The following is an 18,872-nucleotide window of genomic DNA, read 5'->3' as shown; positions in this document are numbered from 1 at the left end:
TGGTCAGGAAGGTGGAAGTCAGGCGACTGTGCCTCTACAGGGCGAGCCTGTCCACCGCCGAAGGCAGGGATGTGGATCGTCCAAAAGGTCGGCCATCAGGGCGAGGTCAGCCCGTGCTGGGCATGCCACTCGGCCAGCGACATCGGCGGGTATTCGTCGTAACGTGGGTCGCCGGGCAAGCCTTCCACCGCCACCCACGGCGCCTTGGACCCCAGCATCAGGTGCACATGCGAGGGTGGCAGGGGCAGCGGCGTGTCGATGGCGCTGGCATGCGGGTGCACCAGGTCCGGCCAGGTCGGGTCGTAAAGCCACAGCGCGCTGCCGCAGCGCGTGCAGAAGTGGCGTTGGCCGGTGCTCTGCTCAAGCTTGCCGTCTCGCTCGATGTGGGCCTGGTACACCCGCAGATAGCGCCTGCCCGTGACCTTCAGCGTGCGGAAGTCCGCACCGAGGTTGATCGCAAAGCCGCCGCCGCCGGCGGTCTTTCGGCAGATCGAGCAATAGCAGCGCATGAACGGCACCGGCTGCGCCGACTGGACCGAGAACTTGACGCTGCCGCAGTGGCAGCTGCCTTCGAGTTGCATGGGGGTTCCTGGCTCGGTGGTGGAACGTTGTCCGGGCAGGCCGCGTGCCTGGGCCGCCGGAGGTTACGGCATACTCGTTTGCCATTCTTCTGCCGGGCCGTCGCGGCCTGTCTGCTCGCCGTCAGTCTCGCGGTGAGCGCTCGTTCAACGCATTGCTGCCATGACCCTGGAACGTTCGCTTTTCTCCGTTCGCCGGCTGGCCGCTGGCGCGTTCGCCTGCGTGGCGGTGCTGTGGCTTTCGGGCTGCTCATCGACCTACCTCACGCCCGGTCCCAAGGCCGACCTGCAGGAAGAAACGCCGGCAGACCTGCAAGCAGGCTTTGCCGCCAAGCCCACGCTGAAGTTCCCGGCCAGCATCGTGGCCATGCATGTGCAAGGTCCGGCCTACAACAACTTCGCGCTGGGCCGCCGAGGCGGTGCCGTGGATGGCGGCGGCCGGTACACCGTCGTCACCACGCGCGACGACGCTGAACAAGCCGAGTTGGAGCGCCTGGGCAAGCTGCCGCAGGTGGCCGGCCTGGCGTCCGTCAATCGCATGCTGCTGCCGGAGCGCATCAGCAGCGAACGCGACCTGCGGCTTGCCGCCTCGCGACTGCAGGCCGACGTGGTCTGGCTCTACACCTTCGACACCCGCTTCTTCGACAACGACCAGGCCAAGCCGCTGACCGTCGTCTCGCTGGGCCTGGCGCCCACGCACAAGATCTCGGTCAGCACCGTGGCTTCCGCGCTGCTGGTGGACACCCGCACCGGTTACGTCTACGGCGCCTACGAGGCAACCGCACAGGCCCAGACCTTGGCCTCCTCCTGGGGCAGCCAGGACAGCGCGGATGAACAACGCCAGCTCACCGAGCGCGACGCATTCTCCAAGCTCACGGCCGAATTCAGCCGCAGCTGGCCCGGTCTGGTGGCTCGCCACAGCGCGGGCTCCTGACTTCGGGCGGGGCGCCATCTTCGGCCGCGGGTCGAGGCGTCCCCCAAGTTGGCGTTGCGCCGCTGGCCGTGCGCATGGATAGTGAAGGTGTTTCTCATTCGGCAACAAGCGGGAGCTCGCCATGTATCTGCCCTGGATGGTGTTCTGGTCTCCGCAGTACCACTTTCCCTGGAGCGGCTCGGTTGCGCAGCAGATCGAGCCCAACTTGACGGCGTTTTTCAATGGCATCTCGCCTCAGTCCGGCGACAAGGACATCGAGCGCCAGGCGTTTGATGTGGCTTCTTATGGCAAGCAGCTGGGTTGGCTGACCGAGGTCGTGCTGGGTCAACTCGGCCGAGGTCAGGTCGACGCCGACACGGTCGAAGACGCCCTGAAGGGGCTGGAAGACACGCAGCAGCAGGTCGAAGCCTTGAAGCTGCGCAAGCTCAAGGCGGACATGGACCGCATTGGCGTGCTGCTGGAAACGATGAAGAAGGACCGGCCCAAGGAATATGCCTTGCTGGCCAGGCGGCTGCGGGATCAGGGGTGACGGCTGGCGGACCGACGGAAGCCCCGGCCTTCTACGACGCGCTGGCACCGCTCTACCACCTGGTCTACCCGGACTGGCCGGCCAGCGTGTGGCGCCAGGGTGAGCAACTCTCGGTGCTGATGCAGCGCGAGTGGCCGCGGGCCACGCCGCAGCGGCGGGTGCTGGATGTCGCCTGCGGCATCGGCACGCAGGCGCTGGGGCTGGCGCAGCAAGACCACGCCGTGACGGCTTCTGACCTGTCGCCTGCCTCGGTGGCTCGGGCGCGAGACGAGGCGGCCCGACGCGGCCTGCACATCGCCTTCTCGGTGGCGGACATGCGGGAGGTGCACCGCCACCACGGGGGCGGTTTCGACCTGGTGCTGTCTGCCGACAACTCGCTGCCGCACCTGCTCACGGATGCGGACCTGCTGCAGGCGCTGCAGCAGATGCACGACTGCCTCGCCCCCGGTGGCGGCTGCGTGATCAGCGTGCGCGACTACGCCGCCGAGCCGCGCGGGCGCGGCATCGTCAAGCCCTACGGCGTGCGCGAAGAAGCCGGCAAGCGCTTCCTGCTGAGCCAGGTCTGGGACTTCGAGGCCCGTCCTGCAGCGGCCGACGGGACCCCGCAGGCCGACCTGTGCCACATCACATTTTTCTTCGTCGAGGAAGACACTGCCAGCCAGGCGGTGCAGACCCACGTGATGCGCTCGGTCTACCACGCGGTGAGCACCGACACGCTGCTGCAGCTAATGCGGGCGGCGGGCCTGCGCGACGTGCGGCGCCTGGACGATGTGTTCTATCAGCCGGTGCTGGTGGGCACCCGGGCCGGCTGACTGCACGGCGCCGCGGCGCCCTTGGCACGCCGCGCAAACGCCTTCACACGGTTTCGGGCTGGCCACTGTGCAGCGAGCGCCGCATGGCCTGGCCGATGCGGGTGGCCGCGGTGGCATCGGCCAGGCTCAGGCCGGTGGGCGGGCCACCCCGGCAGGCCTGGACGAAGGCGTCCAGTTCGTGGCGGAAGGCCTCGTGGAAGCGCTCGAAGAAATCGGCCACCGGGCGGTGGTGCACGCCGCTTGCGTCCCGCGTCTGCACGCGGTCGCGGTGGGCTCCCACACCCACGCTGAGCACGCCCTGGGTGCCGATCACCTCGGTGGTGGTCTCGTGGCCATGCGGCATGGTGCGGCTGGCGTAGAGCACGGCCCGGGCGCCGCCCTCGAACTCGATGATGGCCATGCCGTTGTCCACGTCGCCGTGCTCGGCCAGGTCCGGGTGCAGCGCGATGGTGCCGCTGGCGAACACCCGCAGGGCGCGCGGGCTGCCCAGCATCCAGCGGGCCAGGTCGATGTCATGCACGCTGCAGTCCATGAACAGGCCACCCGAGGTGGGGGCAAAGCGCACGAAGAAGCCGGCCGGGTCGTGCATGTCGCAGGTCTGCGAGCGCACCAGGAACGGCCGGCCCACATGGCCGGCCTCGATGTCGGCCCGGGCCTGGCGGTAGCTGGGGTCAAAGCGCCGCACAAAGCCCACCATGGCCACCAGGCCAGGATGGCGGGCCGCCACCGCCTCCACCCGCTCGCAGGTCTCCACGTCCAGCGACAGGGGCTTTTCGACGAAGACGTGCTTGCCCGCGGCCAGCGCCGCCATGGTCTGCTCGGCATGCAGGGTGGTGGGGGTGACCAGCACCACCGCGTCCAGTTGCGGGTCTTGCACAAAGGCCTGGAAATCGCTGTGCAGGGTCTGCACGCCCAGCGTTTCGCGGGCCCAGGTGCGTTCCTCGGCGACGGGGCTGCAGGCCGACACCAGCTGGGCACCAGGCGCATGCCGGGCCAGGTGCTGGGCGTGGCGCTGGCCCAGCCGGCCCAGGCCGGCAATGCCCACGCGCAGCGGCGCGCTCGTTGCAGCGGCCGCGCTCACAGCACCACCACCTGTCCGCTGGCCAGCGACTGGGCGGCCGCGTCCGCCAACTGCTGGGCTGCCACGCCATCCTCGATGGTCGTGCGAAAGGCACGGCCCGATTGCAGGCATTCGAAGAAGTGCGCCAGCTCCAGGCGATAGGCTTCGCGGTAGCGCTGCAGGAAGAAGTGCTCGGGCTTGTCGGCTCGCACGCCCTGGGCGTCGGACTGCACGACCTCGGTGGGCCGGTGGTTGCCACACTGCAACATGCCGGTCGAGCCCAGCACCTCGAAACGCTGGTCGTAGCCATAGGCTGCGCGACGGCTGGTGTTGATCTGCGCCAGCCGGCCCTTGCGGGTGCGGATGGTGACCACGCTGGAGTCGATGTCGGGCACCTCGGCAATGGCCGGGTCCACCAGCACCGAGCCGGTGGCATAGAGCGTGGCTGCCTCGTCGCCATCGCTGCAGAGGATCCAGCGGAAGATGTCGAAGTCGTGGATCAGCATGTCGCGGAAGATGCCGCCCGAGCCGCGCAGGTATTGGGCCGGCGGCGCGCCGGGGTCGCGGCTGGTCACCACCAGCATCTCCGGCGCCCCGATCTCGCCGCGCGCCAGGCGCTGCTGGGCTTCGTTGAAGGTGGGGTCGAAGCGACGCTGGAAGCCGATCATGCAGGCCACGCCCGCGGCCCGCACCGCCTGGGCGCAGGCCTGGGCGCGCGGCACGGAAAGGTCCACCGGCTTCTCGCAGAAGATGTGCTTGCCGGCCGCTGCGGCGCGGGTGATGAGCTCGCTGTGGGTGTCGGTGGGCGAGGCAATGGCCACCACGTCGATGCTGGGGTCTGCCAGCACCGCTTCCGGGGTCGAGACCTCGGCGCCGAGCTGGCTCGCCAACTCGGCGGCCTGCGCGGCCATGGGGTCGCACACGCTGCGCAGGCGCACGCCAGGCAGTGCCGCCAGGTTGGTGGCATGGATGCGGCCGATGCGGCCGGCGCCGAAGACGGCGACGTTCTTCATGGGGTGTCTCCTCTGGAAGTGTGGGGGAAGTTGTTCGTGCAGCAGCCCGGGGCCGTGCGCGGGGGTTGTTCATGCACCTGCGGCGGGGTGGTAGTCCAGCTCCAGCCGGTAGGCCAGGGCGATGAAGAGGCTTTGCGCCAGGGCCATCACATTGGTCAGCCCGCGAAAGCCGAAGGTGCTGCTTTCGTTGACCACCAGCGTGGTGAGGGCCAGCGCCGCCAGCGGGCCCATGCGGCTGTCGGTGATGGCGATCAGGCGCGCACCCTGGGCGGCGGCGGCCTCGGCGGCCTGCGTGGTTTCCTGCGCATAGGGTGCAAAGCTGATGGCGATCATGACGTCGTCGCGGCGCAGGCTGCGCAGCTGGCCCTCGTGCATCGCGCCCATGCCGGTGACGAGCTGAACCGGCTTGTCGGTGTGCTGCAGCGCGTAAGCCAAGTAGGTGGCCACCGGGAAGGAGCGGCGCGCGCCCACCACCCAGATCGCGGGCGCCTGCGCCAGCAGCTCCACGGCATCGCCCAGCGTGGAGCCGTGCAGATCGCGCTGGAGCTCGTTCATGCCGGCAATCGCGCCAGCGATGAACTCGTAGGCGATGTCGGCGCTGGAGAGCCGGCCCTGGCCCTGGGCGATCACCTCGCGGATGCGCGCCTGGTAGTTGCGCGTCGGGGCGATCTGCGCGGCGATGCCGTCGCGGAACAGCTTCTGCAGCTCGCTGTAGCCCGAAAAGCCGAAGTGCTTGGCAAAGCGCACCACGGCCGAAGGCTGCACGCCGCAGCGCGCGGCCACGTCCTGGATCTTCTCCAGGCCCAGGTGGTCGCTGTGCTGCTCCACGTGCTGGGCGATCTGCTTGAGCTGCTTGCTCAGCGAGGGGTACTCGGCGGCGATGCGCTGCAGCAGCGCATGCACGGGAGATTCCGCCTGGGCACGTTCGGCGGGGGCAGGAGAAGCAGCGGGCGCGACGGGCGGAGCGGACATGGGGAGCGCAGGGGTGGGGCCAACAAACCGGTTTGCATGATAGGTCGGCAGGTGGAAAATTAGAAATTAATTTCTAATCGTTATCCACTAAGAAGTTTTTTTCTCTTCTGACTACACTGGCGTCGCGGCAGGCCCTGAACCGGTTTGTCCGCCATGAGATCTGCCGAAATTCCCAGCCAATCGCAACGCATTGCGAGGAGACAAACACATGAAGCAGCATTCGCTCAGCCGGCGCCTTGCCATCACCACCCTGGTCCTGGCGGCCAGCCTGACCTGCGCCGCCGCACAGGCCGGCGGCCGCTACGTGTTCATCAGCCACGCGCCGGACTCCGACGCCTGGTGGAACACCATCCGCAACTCGCTCAAGCAGGCCGGCGAGGACTTCGGCGTGACGGTGGACTACCGCAACCCGGCCAACGGCGACCTGGCCGACATGGCCCGGCTGATCGAGCAGGCCAGCGCGCAGAACTACGACGGCGTGATCACCACCATCGCAGACTTCCAGGTGCTGCAAGGCGCGCTGAAAAGAGTCACCGACAAGAAGATCCCGCTGATCACGGTGAACTCAGGCACGCCCGAGCAAAGCGAGAAGCTGGGCGCGCTGATGCATGTGGGCCAGCCCGAGTACGAGGCCGGCAAGGGGGCGGGCGAGCGGGCCAAGGCGGCGGGCGTGAAGAGCTTTGTCTGCATCAATCACTTCGCCACCAATCCGGCCTCGTTCGAGCGCTGCCGCGGCTTTGCCGAGGCGATTGGTGCCGACTTCAAGAAGAGCACCATCGACACCGGCATCGACCCCGCCTCGGTGGAGAGCAAGACCGCCGCCTACCTGCGCCAGAACCCCGGCACCCAGGCCGTGCTGGCCCTGGGCCCGGACGCTGCCGCCCCGGCCCTCAAGGCGGTCAAGAAAGCGGGCCTGGCAGGCAAAATTTTCTTCGCCACCTTCGACCTTTCCGACGAGATCTCGCGCGGCATCAAGGCCGGCGAGATCAACTTCGCGATCGACCAGCAGCCCTACCTGCAGGGCTACATCCCGGTGGCCGTGCTGTCGCTGATGCACGATGCCAAGAGCACCGACCTGGCCCAGGCCACGGCCGCGCTCAAGGCCAACGCCAAGTTCAAGACCAGGCTGGACACCTACGGCCTGGCGCCCGCTTATGGCCCGCGCCACATTGGCTCCGGCCCCGGCTTCGTGACCAAGGACAACATCGCCACGGTCGAGAAGTACGCCGGCCAATACCGGTGAAGTGGTGAACCCTGCGCCGCGGCAGCTCCCTGCGCCGCGGCCTCTTCTGGCTTGATTGACGCACGAGGTTTTCATGAGTGCCCTGCTGTCCACTCCCCATCCGCCACCCAGCACGGTGGCGCCGGTCCCTGCTAGCGACGAGCGCCTGCGCCAGGTCGGTCGCCTGCGGCGGCTGCTCGCGCGGCCCGAGTTCGGCGCGCTCTCCGGCACCGCGCTGGTGTTCCTGCTGTTCGGCCTCGGCGCGGGCGGCTCTGGCATGTTCAGCGCCGAGGGCATCGTCAACTGGGGCACGGTGGCCGGTTTCCTGGGCATCCTCGCGGTGGGTGCGGCGCTGCTGATGATTGCCGGCGAGTTCGATCTCTCCATCGGCTCGATGATCGGCTTCGCCGGCATGATGCTGGCGATCCCCTGCCTCTACTGGGGCTGGCCGGTCTGGCTGGCCGTGCTGTTCGCCTTCGCCACTGCGATGGCGCTGGGCGGGCTCAACGGCTGGCTGGTGGTCAAGACCGGGCTGCCCAGCTTCATCGTCACGTTGGCCTTCTATTTCATCCTGCGCGGCCTGAGCCTGGCCATCTCGGTGCTGCTGACCGGCAAGACCATCGTCTCCAGCAATGGGGACGCAGTGCTGCACGAGCTGATCGCGGCCGACCCGCTGGTGCAGGCCTTGTTCCAGGGCCATGTGCTGACCGGCCTGTTCAACGCGCTGGCCCGGCTGGGCCTGCTGGCCGCGCGCGACGACGGCGCGGCGCTGGCCATCGGCGTGCCAAAGGTGATGGTGTGGTGGGCCGCGCTGACGGCAGGCGGCGCCTTCGTGCTGGCCCGCATGCGGGTGGGCAACTGGATCCTCGCGGTCGGCGGCGACGCCAACGCGGCCAAGAACGTGGGCATCCCGGTGGCGCGGGTCAAGGTGCTGCTGTTTGTCTTCATGGCCTTTTGCGCCACCGTGTTTGCGGTGCTGCAGGTGGCCGATGCCGGCTCGGCGGCGGCCGATCGCGGGCTGCAGAAGGAGTTCGAGGCCATCATCGCCGCGGTCATCGGCGGCTGCCTGCTGACCGGCGGCTTCGGCTCGGTGATAGGCGCCGCGCTGGGGGCCTTGATCTTCGGCGTGGTGCAGATCGGCATTGGCTACACCAGCATCGACAACAACTGGTACCGCGTGTTCCTGGGCGGCATGCTGCTGGCCGCGGTGCTGTTCAACAACTACATCCGCCGGCGCGTTGCGCTGGGCCGCTGAGCCGCGCTCAGCCACCACACCGGAGCTGTGATGAGCAACCCCAAGCCTGACGACTACATCCTTCAGTTGGAGAACATCAGCAAGTACTTCGGCGCCGTGATCGCGCTGAGCGACATCACGCTGCGCCTGCGCCGCGGCGAGGTGCACTGCCTGCTGGGCGACAACGGTGCCGGCAAGAGCACGCTGATCAAGACCCTGGCCGGCGTGTTCACGCCCGAGAAGGGCCAGTACCTGGTCAATGGCCAGCCGGTGCGCTTTCGCTCGCCGCGCGAGGCGCTGGACGCTGGCATCGCCACCGTCTACCAGGACCTGGCGCTGGTGCCGCTGATGAGCGTCTCGCGCAACTTCTTCATGGGCCGCGAGCCGGTCAGGAAACTCCTGGGCGTGCTGCCGGTGATGGACCACGCGCAGGCCGCCCGCATCGCCGCCGAGGAGCTGGCCGCCATGGGCATTCGCGTGCGAGACGCGGACCAGATGGTGGGCCAGATGTCCGGCGGCGAAAAGCAATGCCTGGCGATTGCCCGGGCCATCCACTTCGGCGCCCATGTGCTGATCCTGGACGAACCCACCGCGGCGCTGGGCGTCAAGCAAAGCGTCAACGTGCTCAAGCTGATCCACCGGGCCCGCGAGCGCGGCATCTCGGTGATCTTCATCACCCACAACGTCAACCACGCCTACCCGGTGGCCGACAGCTTCACGCTGCTCAACCGCGGCCAGTCCATGGGCAGCTTCGCCAAGCGTGATGTCAGCAAGGCGGAGGTGCTGGACATGATGGCCGGCGGCGCGGAGATGCAGAAGATGATGGCCGAGCTGGAAGGCGTGACGATCTGATGGACACCCCCGCCATGTACCTCACCCCCAACACCCACCCAGGCCCGCAGCTGGCCATTCCCGGCGGCCGCCGCCACGACCTCGCCTGCCTGGGCCGGCTGGCGGTGGACCTGTATGCCCAGCAGGTGGGCTGCCCGCTGGAAGACGCCAGCAGCTTTGCCAAATACCTGGGCGGCAGCTCGGCCAACATCGCCTTCGGCGCCGCCAGGCTGGGCCTGCGCAGCGCCATGATCTCCCGCGTGGGCGACGAGCAGATGGGCCGCTTCCTGCTGCAGACCCTGCAGCGCGAGGGCTGCGACACCCGCATGGTGCAGGTCGACCCGGAGCGCCTGACCGGCCTGGTGCTGCTGGGCCTGAAGGACCGCGACACCTTCCCGCTGCTCTTCTACCGCGAGAACTGCGCCGACATGGCACTGCAGGCCGAGGGCATCTCGGAGGACTTCATCGCCCAGTGCCGGGCGCTGCTGATCACTGGCACGCATCTCTCGCAGCCCACGGTGCGCGCGGCCTCCAGCGCCGCGCTGGCCCATGCCGGCCGGCACGGCACGCTGCGCGTGCTGGACATCGACTACCGGCCGGTGCTGTGGGGCCTCACCGCCCGCGGCGAGGGCCAGAACCGTTACGTGGCCGATGCCGCCGTGAGCGCCAGCCTGCAGGCCCTGCTGCCGCAGTTCGAACTGCTGATCGGCACCGAGGAGGAGTTCATGATTGCCGGTGGCGTGCCGGGCGATCTGATGGGCTCGCTGCGCCGGGTGCGGGCGCTGACGCCGGCGGCCATGGTGGTCAAGCGCGGCCCTCTGGGCTGCAGCTATGTGCCAGGCGAGGTGCCCGCACGGCTGGACGATGCGCTGACGGTGCAGGGCGAGCGCGTGGAAGTGCTCAATGTGCTGGGCGCGGGCGACGCCTTCGCTGCCGGCTTGATGACAGGCCTGCTGCGCGGCCAGGGCTTCGCCGAGGCCGCAACGCTGGCCAATGCCTGCGGCGCGCTGGTCGTGTCGCGCCATGCCTGCGCGCCGGCCATGCCCACGCCGGCCGAGCTGGCGCACTGGTTCAGCGGCCGGCGCCTGCCCAGGGTCGATGCCGACGCGCAGCTGGCCCACCTGCATCGCAGCACCGCCGCCCGGCCGCAGTGGCCCGAGCTGAACGTGATGGCTTTTGACCACCGCAGCCAGTTCCTGGACCTGGCCCGCGAGGCTGGCGCTGACCCGGCCCGGCTGCCGCTGCTCAAGCAGCTGCTGGTGCAGGCGGCCGAGCAGGTCGCCCACAGCCACGGGCTGCAAGGCCGCGTGGGCGTGCTGATCGACGCCGACTTCGGCGCCCCCGCGCTGCACGCCGCCACCGGCCGCGGCTGGTGGGTGGGCCGGCCGGTGGAGCTGCCCGGCTCGCGCCCGCTGCGCTTTGACGGCACCGCCTCCATCGGCTCCGAGCTGGCAAGCTGGCCACGCGAGCAGGTGGTCAAGTGCCTGGTGCATTACCACCCGGATGACGCGGTGGACCTGCGGCTGGAGCAGGAGGCCCGGGTGCGCGAGCTCTGGCAGGCCACCCGCGCCAGCGGCCACGAGCTGCTGCTGGAACTGATCCCGCCGCGCGCGCTGACGCCAGAGGGCTCTGCCGACCAGGCGGTGCTTCGCTCGGTGCAGCGCTTCTACAACCTGGGCTTCCAGCCCGAATGGTGGAAGCTGGCACCCATGCAGCAGGCTGGCTGGCAGCAGCTGGCCGCGCTGGTCGAGGCGCGCGACCCGCAGTGCCGCGGCGTGGTGATCCTGGGGCTGAACCAGCCGATTGCCAGCCTGGTGGCCGGTTTTGCGCAGGCCACGCACCCCATCGTCAAAGGCTTCATGGTCGGCCGCACGCTGTGGGCCGGCCCCAGCCAGCGTTGGCTGGCCGGGCAGATCGGGGACGCCGAGCTGGTCCACCAGGCGGCCGACAACTTCGCCCAGCTGGTGGACGCCTGGCGCGCCAGCCGCCCCGGCGCGCGGGTCCACGATGTTCAGGAGGCCGCATGATGGGGAACAACACGATCAGGCTCACCATGGCCCAGGCGCTGGTGCGCCACCTGGCCGCCCTGCGCATCGAGGCGCCAGACGGTTCGCTGCAGCCCTTCTGCGGCGGCGTGTGGTCCATCTTCGGCCACGGCAATGTGGCCGGGCTGGGCGAAGCCTTGTGGCAGCAGCGCGCCGAGCTGCCCACGCTGCGGGCCCACAACGAGCAGGCCATGGCGCACGCCGCGATCGCCTATGCCAAGGCGAATTTCCGCCGCCGCATCATGGCCGTCACCAGCTCCATCGGCCCCGGTGCCACCAACCTCGTCACTGCCGCCGCGCTGGCCCATGTGAACCGGCTGCCGGTGCTGCTGCTGCCCGGCGACACCTTTGCCTCGCGCGCGCCGGACCCGGTGCTGCAGCAACTGGAAGACCCGCAGGCCGGCGACCTCTCCGTCAACGACTGCTTCCGGCCCGTCACCCGCTACTTCGACCGCATCGTGCGGCCCGCCCAGCTGCTCAGTGCGTTGCCCCGCGCGGTGCAGGTGATGACGGACCCGGCCCTGTGCGGTCCCGTCTGCCTGGCGCTGCCGCAGGACGTGCAGACCGAAGCCTTCGACTGTCCGGAAGACTTCCTGCACCCCGCGCCGCTGCGCCTGCGCCGGCCGCCGCCCGATGAAGCCGAGTTTGCGCAGGCGCTGGCCCTGCTGCGCCAGGCCCGCCGGCCGCTCATCGTGGCCGGCGGTGGCGTGCTCTACAGCGGCGCCTGCGACGTGCTGGCCCGGCTGGCCGAGCAGCGCGGCATCCCGGTGGCCGAAACCCAGGCCGGCAAAGGCAGCCTGGCCTGGGACCATCCGCTGAACCTGGGCGCCATCGGCGTCACCGGCTCGCCTGCTGCCAACGCGCTGGCCCGCGAGGCCGATGTGGTGCTGGCCGTGGGCACCCGGCTGCAGGACTTCACCACCGGCTCGCACTCGCTGTTTGCGCAGGCCCGTCTGCTCAGCCTCAACGTGGCGCCGCTGGACGCCCAGAAGTGGCATGGCCAGGCCCTGGTGGCCGATGCGCAGGTGGCGCTGGCCCGGCTGGAACAGGAAGCCGGCTGGCGCGCCGAGCCGGCCTGGCGCGAGCGCGCCACCCACGCCGCTGCCGCCTGGCGCCAGCGGGTGGACGCACTGACCACCGCTACGCCGGAACCTGGCACGCTGCCGTATGACGCCGAGGTGATCGGCGCCGTGCGCGACTCGGCTGCCGACTCGCCCGGCGGCGACGTGGTGGTCTGCGCTGCCGGCACGCTGCCGGCCGAGCTGCACAAGCTCTGGCGCAGCGGCCGCCCCGGCGGCTACCACATGGAGTATGGCTACTCCTGCATGGGCTACGAGATTGCCGGCGGGCTGGGCGTGAAGCTGGCCCGGCCGGAGGCCGAGGTGGTGGTGATGGTGGGCGATGGCTCCTACCTGATGATGAACTCCGAGATCGCCACCTCGGTGATGCTGGGCCGCAAGCTGCTCATCGTGGTGCTGGACAACCGCGGCTTCGGCTGCATCCAGCGCCTGCAGACGGCCACCGGTGGCGAGCGCTTCAACAACCTGCTGGCCGACTGCGTGGCCGAAGGCGGGCAGGACGTGGCCATCGACTTCGCCGCCCATGCCCGCAGCCTGGGCGCCGAGGCGGTGCATGTGGACAGCCTGGCCGCGCTCAAGCCCGCGCTGAAGCGCGCTCGCGCCGCGCAGCGCACCCAGGTCATCGTGATCGACACCACCCACCGCCGCACCACCGACGACGGCGGCTGCTGGTGGGAAGTGGCCGTGCCCGAGGTTTCGGCCCGCGCCGAGGTGCAGGCCGCGCACAGCGCGCTGCAAGCCGCCAAGGCCGCGCAGCGCCCCTGAGATTCGCCCTTTTTCCATTCCTTATTTCTGCCCCCCCGGAGACATCGGCATGCAGCCCACCCCCTGGAACGTCCGCATCGGCATCAACCCGATTTCATGGAGCAACGACGACCTGCCCGAGCTGGGCGGCGAAACCCCGCTGGAGACCGCACTGCGCGAAGGCGCAGCCATTGGCTACCAGGGCTTCGAGCTGGGCAACAAGTTCCCGCAAGCGCCCGAGGCCCTGGCCGCCAAGCTGGCCGAATTCGGCGTGGCCTGCGTCAGCGGCTGGTACTCCGGCCGTTTGGCCGAAGGCCCGCTGGACGACGAGATCGCCAACTGCCATGCCCACATGCACAAGCTGCAGCACAACGGCTGCAAGGTGGTGGTCTATGGCGAAGTGGCAGGCAGCATCCAGGGCCGCATCGACACCCCGCTGGCCCGCCGCCCGCGCTTCACGAACGAGGCCCAGTGGCGCGCCTACGGCCAGCGCCTGAACGCCTTCGGCGAGCACCTGCAAGCCGCCTACGGCCTGACGCTGGCCTACCACCACCACATGGGCGCCTATGTGGAGTCGCCCGAAGACGTTGCGCAGCTGATGGCCGTGACCCAGGCGCCGCAGGTGGGCCTGCTGTTCGACACCGGCCACGCCTTCTATGGCGGCGCCAGCGACCCCGCCGCGCTGTTGCGCCAGCACGTCAGCCGCGTGGTGCATGTGCACTGCAAGGACGTGCGGCCCCAGGTCATCGCCCAGGCCCGCAACGAAGGCTGGAGCTTTCTGACCGGCGTGCTCAATGGCACCTTCACCGTGCCCGGCGACGGCGTGATCGATTTCGACGCCGTGCTGCAGACCCTGCACGCCGCCGGCTACCAAGGCTGGCTGGTGGTGGAAGCCGAGCAGGACCCGGCCGTCGCCCCCAGCGAGCCCTATGCCCGCAAGGGCTACGAGACGCTGCGCCGCTGCATCGCCACAGCCACCGCCAGCGGAGTCACCGGATGACCAGCCCCCTGCTGGTCAAGGCCAACCCTGAAGGCCGGGAGATCGTCACCGTCACCCCCGAGCGCGCCGGCTGGCGCCACGTGGGCTTCCAGGCCCTGCGGCTCGCGCCCGGCGAAGCCGAGAGCCTGGCCACCGGGGCGCGTGAGCTCTGCCTGGTGGTGCTGAGCGGGCAGGTCGATGTGCAGGTGATCGAGCCACCCGCGCAGGCCGGTGAGGCCGCCGGTCACCGCAGCCATGAATTCCGGGCGCTGGGAACGCGGGCCGATGTGTTCGAACCGGTCTCTCCGGCCGCCGTCTATGTGCCGCCGAACTGCCAGGTGGTGGTGCGGGCAAGCACGGCTGCGGAAGTGGCGCTGTGCAGCGCGCCGGGCGATGCCCAGCCGCGCCAGGTGCGCCTGATCGATCCTGCCGGCATGCGCCGCAGCACCCGTGGCCAAGGCAGCAACACCCGCTACGTCTGCGACATCCTGCCGCACGACGACCCCACCGCCGCCCACCTGCTGGTGGTGGAAGTCATCACCCCGCCCGGCCACTCCTCCAGCTACCCCCCGCACAAGCACGACGCCGAGCAGCCGCCGCTGGAAACCCAGCTGGAGGAAACCTACTACCACCGCCTCAACCCCCCGCAAGGCTTCGCCTTCCAGCGCGTCTACACCGACGACCGCAGCCTGGACGAAGCCTGCGCCGTGGAGGACCACGACGTGGTGATGGTCCCCCGCGGCTACCACCCCGTCGTCGCCCCGCACGGCTACGAGCTCTACTACCTCAACGTCATGGCCGGCCCCCAACGCCTCTGGGTCTTCCGCAATGACCCGGTGCATGAGTGGATGTTGAAGGGGTGACGCGGCAGGCCACGGCGGAGTGGCCCTGCGCCGAAGGCAGCTGCGCCCGCGCGGCCGATACCGGCCCGGCTGAGCTTTGCTGTCCTCGCCTGTCTTGCAACGGCCGCCGCCGCGTTGGCCTCTGCCTCCGTCTCTGGCCAGCCAGGCTGGGGACCAGCGCGCCGACCGGCTGCCGGTTCATTTCGTCTGCTTCGCACCGGACGCGGGTGAGCGTCAGGCTGCCGCTGCCTTTGCCTCCAGCGTCGCCATGTCGATCACAAAGCGGTACTTCACATCGCTCTTGAGCATGCGTTCGTAGGCGGTGTTGATGTCCTGCATCGCGATCATCTCGATGTCCGAGACGATGTTGTGCTCGGCGCAGAAGTCCAGCATCTCCTGCGTTTCGCGGATGCCGCCGATCAGCGAGCCGCCCAGGCGGCGGCGCTTGAAGATCAGGCCGAAGACGTTGGGCGCCGGGTGGGCGTGCTCGGGCGCGCCGACCAGCGTCATCGTGCAGTCGCGCTTGAGCAGGGCGATGAACGGGTCCAGGTCGTGCTGGGCGGCCACGGTATTGAGGATGAAGTCGAAGGAGTTCTGGTGCGCGGCCATGGCGGCCGGGTCCTTGGAGATCACGACCTCGGCCGCGCCCAGGCGCTTGGCGTCCTCGATCTTGCTCGGCGAGGTGGTGAACAGCACCACGTGCGCGCCCATGGCCGCGGCGATCTTCACCGCCATGTGGCCGAGGCCACCCAGGCCGACCACGCCCACCTTCTGGCCCTTGCCCACGCCCCACTGGCGCAGAGGAGAGTAGGTGGTGATGCCGGCACACAGCAGCGGCGAGACGGCAGCCAGGTCCTTCTCCGCATGGCTGATCTTCAGCACGAACTTCTGCTTCACGACGATGCGGCTTGCGTAGCCGCCAAAGGTGTTTTCGCCGCCGAAGACCGGGCCGTTGTAGGTGCCGGTGAAGCCGTTTTCGCAATATTGCTCCAGGCCTTCGCCGCAGGAGGCACAGTGCTGGCAGCTGTCCACCATGCAGCCCACGCCGGCCATGTCGCCGAGCTTGAACTTCGTGACGTTGGCACCGACTGCGCTGACCCGGCCGACGATCTCGTGGCCGGGCACCGTCGGGTACAGCGTGTTCTTCCACTCGTTGCGCGCGGTGTGCAGGTCCGAGTGGCAGACGCCGCAGTAGAGGATGTCGATCTGCACGTCGTCCGGCCCGGGCGGGCGGCGCTCGATGCTGAAAGGCGCAAGGGGGCTGGTGGCGCTCTGGGCGGCGTAGGCGAGGGTGGTCGCGGTCATGGGAAGGGCTCCTGGATGCGAGAAGACGAACGGCGCAGTTTCGCCTCGCCAGACTGCGCTGTCCAAGGACCTGCGTCCATCGCAGGGCTTCCCCGGTGATGCATCGCGTTCAGGTCGAACGTGCTAGCGCTGCGGCATCTGCCGGCGTTGTTCGGAACAGAATCCACGCATCATGGAATTCATGCGCTTCAACTCCCCTGATCCCGATGCGCTCGCGATCGGCATCGAAGAAGCCCGCGCCAAGTTTGCGGCGGCGCGGCTGGCTGGGGACATGCTTGCCACGGTCGAACACGCAGCGGATCTCGGCAGCATGCTGACCACGGCAAGGCGGGAAGGCGAAGCGCTCGAACTGATGCAAACCTTGCTTGCTGAAGCCGAGGCCCAAGCCGCGCATGAGCCCGCCGGCTGGTTCTTCAATGCCTACGCGACCGCGCTGCAGTATTGCGACAGGCGAGACGAAGCGAATGATGTGTTCGCCAAGGCCCTGGCCCTGTGCCGCAACAGCCGCTGGTCACGCCTGCAGTCCTTCGTTCTGCAGCACTGGGGCCGAAGCCTGGTGGAGCGGCAGCGTTTGGACGAGGCGCAGGCCTGCTTCATGGAAGCGCTGGACCTGCGGGTTCAGCTCAACGACCCTCGCCAGGCCTCCACGCGAAAGGCGCTGGAGGCGTTGGCGGAATTGCGTGGGCTGCGAGACGACCGCGATTGATCGCTCGGTCGCCGGCTCACATCAACCCGTCACCGCCCAGCAAGCCACATCCTGCTCGCCGCGCCGTTCCAGCGGCGGCATTGCCTTTGCGCATTGGTCGAACGCCAGCGGGCAGCGGGTGCGGAAGGGGCAGCCGCTGGGGCGGTCGATGGGGGAGGGCAGTTCGCCCTTGAGGATGATGCGTTCGCGGCGCAGGGCCGGGTCGACCGTGGGCGTGGCGGAGAGCAGGGCGCGGGTGTAGGGGTGGCGCGGGCTGTCGAAGACGGCGTCGCGCGGGCCGCGTTCGACGCAGCGGCCGAGGTACATCACCATCACCTCGTCGGCCACGTGGCGGACCACGCCGAGGTCGTGCGAGATGAAGATGTAGGCCACGCCGAGCTGTTGCTGCAGGTCGGCCAGCAGGTTCAGCACCTGGGCGCGGATGGACACGTCCAGCGCCGAGACTGGTTCGTCCAGCACCAGCACGCGCGGCTTGAGCATCAGCGCGCGGGCAATGGCAATGCGCTGGCGCTGGCCGCCGGAGAACATGTGCGGGTAGCGCTGGAAATGCTCCTCGCGCAGGCCGACCAGCTTCATCATCGCGCGGGCATCGGCCTCACGGGATTTGGCGTCGCCCTGGCCATTGACCAAGAGTGGTTCGGTCAAGGCATCGCCCACGGTCTGGCGCGGGTTCAGTGAGCCGTAGGGGTTCTGGAAGACGATCTGGATCTGGCGGCGCAGCGTGCGGCGCTGGGCCTCGTCGGCCTCGGTCACATCGGTGCCGTCGATCAGCAGTTGCCCAGCGGTGGGCGACTCGATCATCGTCAGCAGCCGCGCCAGCGTGGACTTGCCGCAGCCGGACTCACCGACCACGGCCAGCGTGCGGCCGGCCTGCACCGAGAAGCTGACGCCGTCCAGCGCATGCACCGTGGCGGGCTGTTTGAACAGGCCGCGGTTGACGGGATAAAAGCGCTGCAGCGCACGCGCTTCAAGAATGGGGGAAGTCACAGCATTCATGCCGGCATCTCGTGGGGCACGCCGTGGTCCAGCGGGCGGAAGCACAGCGCGCGGCCCAGCGCCTCGGGGGCGGGGCCGGGGGCTGCGGCGCGGCAGCGTTCGTTGGCAAAGGCGCAGCGCGGCTCGAACAGGCAGCCGGGCGGGCGGTCACCCTGGCCGGGCACCATGCCGTCGATGGCTTCGAGGCGGCTGCCGGTCGCGCGCTCGGGCAGCGCGGCCAGTAGCGCGGCGGTGTAGGGGTGGTGCGGGTCCTGGAACAGCGCGTCGGCGTTTTGCGTTTCGACCGGGCGGCCGGCGTATTGCACGACCACGCGGTCGGCCGCTTCGGCGACCACGCCCAGGTCGTGCGTGATCAGCACCAGGGCCATGCCGGTCTCGCGGCGCAGGCGCTGCAGCAGGTCCATGATCTGGGCCTGGATGGTCACGTCCAGCGCGGTGGTCGGCTCGTCGGCAATCAGCAGGCGCGGCTTGCAGGCCAGCGCCATCGCGATCATCACGCGCTGGCACATGCCGCCGGAGAGCTGGTGCGGGAAGGCGCGGGCGCGGCGCTGCGGGTCGGGGATGCCGACAAGGTCCAACAGCTCGATCACGCGGGCCTTGCGCGCGGCGCGGTCCAGCTCGGTGTGCGCGGCCAGCGCTTCGGCGATCTGCCAGCCCACGGTGAAACACGGGTTCAGCGAGCTCATTGGCTCCTGGAACACCATGGCCACGTCCTTGCCGATGAGGGTGCGGCGCTGCCTGGGCGTGAGCTTGAGCAGGTCCTGCCCGTCGAACACCATGCGCTCAGCGGTGATGGTGGCCGTCCACGGCAGCAGGCCCATGATGGCCAGCATCGCGACCGACTTGCCGGAGCCCGATTCACCAACGATGGCCAGCAGCTCGTTGGGCGCGACCTGCAGGTTCACGCCGTCGACCGCGCGGAAGGCGCCGCCGCGGGTGGCGAAGCTGACGGTCAGCCCTTGGATGTCTAACAGCGGGGTCGTGCTCATGC

At 69.3% G+C, this 18,872-nt stretch carries 18 protein-coding genes; 11 read left to right on the top strand and 7 right to left on the bottom strand.

The features are described 5' to 3' along the window. Positions 1-95 precede the first annotated feature (95 nt). Positions 96-581 carry a GFA family protein gene (locus LRH25_RS18410; protein ID WP_141289039.1) on the bottom strand — a complete coding sequence of 162 codons (486 nt, stop codon included), beginning with the start codon at positions 579-581 and terminating at the stop codon, positions 96-98. A gap of 160 nt (positions 582-741) precedes the next feature. Here LRH25_RS18410 and LRH25_RS18405 point away from each other — a divergent pair, with 160 nt between their 5' ends. The 3 genes from LRH25_RS18405 (at position 742) to LRH25_RS18395 (ending at position 2,853) form a co-directional block, all read left to right on the top strand. After that, positions 742-1,512 (top strand): hypothetical protein, encoded by a 771-nt coding sequence (locus LRH25_RS18405; RefSeq protein ID WP_141289038.1) that lies wholly within the window; start codon positions 742-744, stop codon positions 1,510-1,512. A gap of 121 nt (positions 1,513-1,633) precedes the next feature. After that, positions 1,634-2,041, top strand: coding sequence for a hypothetical protein (locus LRH25_RS18400; protein ID WP_141289037.1), 408 nt, complete (start codon positions 1,634-1,636; stop codon positions 2,039-2,041). Then, the gene (locus LRH25_RS18395; protein ID WP_231011884.1) at positions 2,038-2,853 is read left to right on the top strand and encodes a class I SAM-dependent methyltransferase; all 816 of its coding nucleotides are present in this window, start codon (positions 2,038-2,040) and stop codon (positions 2,851-2,853) included. Before LRH25_RS18400 ends, LRH25_RS18395 begins: the two co-directional genes overlap by 4 nt. Before the next feature lie 43 nt (positions 2,854-2,896). Here the strand turns inward: LRH25_RS18395 and LRH25_RS18390 are convergent, their stop codons facing one another. The 3 genes from LRH25_RS18390 to LRH25_RS18380 all read right to left on the bottom strand — a co-directional run bounded on the left by LRH25_RS18390 (position 2,897) and on the right by LRH25_RS18380 (position 5,898). Next, the gene (locus LRH25_RS18390) at positions 2,897-3,934 is read right to left on the bottom strand and encodes a Gfo/Idh/MocA family oxidoreductase (protein ID WP_231011883.1); all 1,038 of its coding nucleotides are present in this window, start codon (positions 3,932-3,934) and stop codon (positions 2,897-2,899) included. Next, complete coding sequence (gene iolG / locus LRH25_RS18385; protein ID WP_231011882.1) at positions 3,931-4,926, bottom strand: inositol 2-dehydrogenase; 996 nt, start codon at positions 4,924-4,926, stop codon at positions 3,931-3,933. The genes LRH25_RS18390 and iolG overlap by 4 nt, the downstream gene beginning before the upstream one ends. Positions 4,927-4,995: 69 nt before the next feature. After that, positions 4,996-5,898 (bottom strand): MurR/RpiR family transcriptional regulator, encoded by a 903-nt coding sequence (locus LRH25_RS18380; RefSeq protein ID WP_141289024.1) that lies wholly within the window; start codon positions 5,896-5,898, stop codon positions 4,996-4,998. Positions 5,899-6,106: 208 nt separating this feature from the next. Here LRH25_RS18380 and LRH25_RS18375 point away from each other — a divergent pair, with 208 nt between their 5' ends. The 7 genes from LRH25_RS18375 to iolB all read left to right on the top strand — a co-directional run bounded on the left by LRH25_RS18375 (position 6,107) and on the right by iolB (position 14,895). Next, complete coding sequence (locus tag LRH25_RS18375) at positions 6,107-7,141, top strand: sugar ABC transporter substrate-binding protein (protein WP_141289026.1); 1,035 nt, start codon at positions 6,107-6,109, stop codon at positions 7,139-7,141. 73 nt (positions 7,142-7,214) lie between these two features. Further along, positions 7,215-8,375 carry an ABC transporter permease gene (locus LRH25_RS18370; RefSeq protein ID WP_141289028.1) on the top strand — a complete coding sequence of 387 codons (1,161 nt, stop codon included), beginning with the start codon at positions 7,215-7,217 and terminating at the stop codon, positions 8,373-8,375. A 30-nt stretch (positions 8,376-8,405) separates the two neighbouring features. After that, positions 8,406-9,206, top strand: coding sequence for an ATP-binding cassette domain-containing protein (locus LRH25_RS18365; RefSeq protein WP_141289029.1), 801 nt, complete (start codon positions 8,406-8,408; stop codon positions 9,204-9,206). A 14-nt stretch (positions 9,207-9,220) separates the two neighbouring features. Continuing rightward, the gene (locus LRH25_RS18360; protein WP_231011881.1) at positions 9,221-11,212 is read left to right on the top strand and encodes a bifunctional 5-dehydro-2-deoxygluconokinase/5-dehydro-2-deoxyphosphogluconate aldolase; all 1,992 of its coding nucleotides are present in this window, start codon (positions 9,221-9,223) and stop codon (positions 11,210-11,212) included. After that, on the top strand, positions 11,209-13,074 hold the full coding sequence (gene iolD, locus LRH25_RS18355) for a 3D-(3,5/4)-trihydroxycyclohexane-1,2-dione acylhydrolase (decyclizing) (protein ID WP_231011879.1): 1,866 nt from the start codon (positions 11,209-11,211) through the stop codon (positions 13,072-13,074). Before LRH25_RS18360 ends, iolD begins: the two co-directional genes overlap by 4 nt. 49 nt (positions 13,075-13,123) lie before the next feature. Continuing rightward, on the top strand, positions 13,124-14,053 hold the full coding sequence (iolE, locus tag LRH25_RS18350) for a myo-inosose-2 dehydratase (protein ID WP_141289483.1): 930 nt from the start codon (positions 13,124-13,126) through the stop codon (positions 14,051-14,053). Beyond that, positions 14,050-14,895, top strand: a complete 846-nt coding sequence (gene iolB, locus LRH25_RS18345; protein WP_141289484.1) for a 5-deoxy-glucuronate isomerase — start codon at positions 14,050-14,052, stop codon at positions 14,893-14,895. Before iolE ends, iolB begins: the two co-directional genes overlap by 4 nt. 213 nt (positions 14,896-15,108) lie before the next feature. Here the strand turns inward: iolB and LRH25_RS18340 are convergent, their stop codons facing one another. Continuing rightward, positions 15,109-16,179: an NAD(P)-dependent alcohol dehydrogenase gene (locus LRH25_RS18340; protein WP_141289485.1), complete on the bottom strand. Its 1,071-nt coding sequence runs from the start codon at positions 16,177-16,179 to the stop codon at positions 15,109-15,111. Between the two features lie 172 nt (positions 16,180-16,351). On the opposite strand from LRH25_RS18340, the gene LRH25_RS18335 reads away from it, so the two are divergent. Beyond that, positions 16,352-16,885 carry a hypothetical protein gene (locus tag LRH25_RS18335; RefSeq protein ID WP_141289486.1) on the top strand — a complete coding sequence of 178 codons (534 nt, stop codon included), beginning with the start codon at positions 16,352-16,354 and terminating at the stop codon, positions 16,883-16,885. Between the two features lie 21 nt (positions 16,886-16,906). Here the strand turns inward: LRH25_RS18335 and LRH25_RS18330 are convergent, their stop codons facing one another. Together LRH25_RS18330 and LRH25_RS18325 are read right to left on the bottom strand one after the other, a co-directional pair. After that, positions 16,907-17,881, bottom strand: a complete 975-nt coding sequence (locus tag LRH25_RS18330) for a dipeptide ABC transporter ATP-binding protein (RefSeq protein WP_141289487.1) — start codon at positions 17,879-17,881, stop codon at positions 16,907-16,909. Next, entirely contained in the window at positions 17,878-18,870 is a 993-nt protein-coding gene (locus LRH25_RS18325; protein ID WP_231011878.1) for an ABC transporter ATP-binding protein, read from the bottom strand. Before LRH25_RS18325 ends, LRH25_RS18330 begins: the two co-directional genes overlap by 4 nt. Between the last annotated feature and the right edge of the window lie 2 nt (positions 18,871-18,872).

The organism is Ideonella azotifigens (assembly GCF_021043325.1).
Classification (GTDB): Bacteria; Pseudomonadota; Gammaproteobacteria; order Burkholderiales; family Burkholderiaceae_C; genus Ideonella; species Ideonella azotifigens.
This window is presented reverse-complemented; position numbering and strand designations above follow the sequence as displayed.